Here is a 520-nt window from a genome sequence, read left to right as displayed (position 1 = left end):
ACCACCGTCGCCGCCCCTGCCGCGCCGGCCCGCCCGGACCTGATCACCCGCGACTTCACCTGCCACCCCGCCGCGGTCAACACGCGGTGGTGCGGAGACATCACCTACATCCCGACCTGGGAAGGCTGGCTGTATCTGGCCACCGTGATCGACATGGCCTCCCGGCGAGTCGTGGGCTGGGCCACCGCCGATCACCTGCACACCGACCTGATCGACACCGCGTTGCGTAAGGCGCTCACCCAGCGGCGGGGGTGATCTTCCACTCCGACCGCGGCTGCCAATACACCTCGGCCCAGTTCGCTCGCACCGCCGCGCAGGGCAGGGTCCGGCTCTCGGCCGGAGGTAAGAGGCAGTGCTGGGACAACGCGGTCGCGGAGTCGTTTTTCGCGACCATCAAAACCGAACTGCTCGACCGCCGGGCCTGGCCCACCAGAACCCAGGCTCACCAGGCAATCTTCGGCTACATCGAAGGCTGGTACAACACCCGCCGCCGTCACTCCAGCCTCGACTACCTCAGCCC

At 68.3% G+C, this 520-nt stretch carries 2 protein-coding genes; both read left to right on the top strand.

Translation table 11 applies throughout. The annotated features are described in order from the left end of the window. On the top strand, nucleotides 1–255 hold a 255-nt coding region (locus ACERZO_RS50335), incomplete at its 5' end, for a DDE-type integrase/transposase/recombinase (RefSeq protein ID WP_372673165.1). Next, nucleotides 252–520 (top strand): integrase core domain-containing protein (locus ACERZO_RS50330; protein ID WP_372673164.1); only part of this gene is annotated, 269 nt, incomplete at its 3' end. The genes ACERZO_RS50335 and ACERZO_RS50330, both read left to right, overlap by 4 nt.

This window comes from Amycolatopsis kentuckyensis, assembly GCF_041679295.1.
GTDB classification, from domain to species: Bacteria; Actinomycetota; Actinomycetes; order Mycobacteriales; family Pseudonocardiaceae; genus Amycolatopsis; species Amycolatopsis kentuckyensis_A.
Note: the sequence above shows the minus strand (reverse complement) of the source record. Positions and strands in the feature narration are given on the sequence as shown.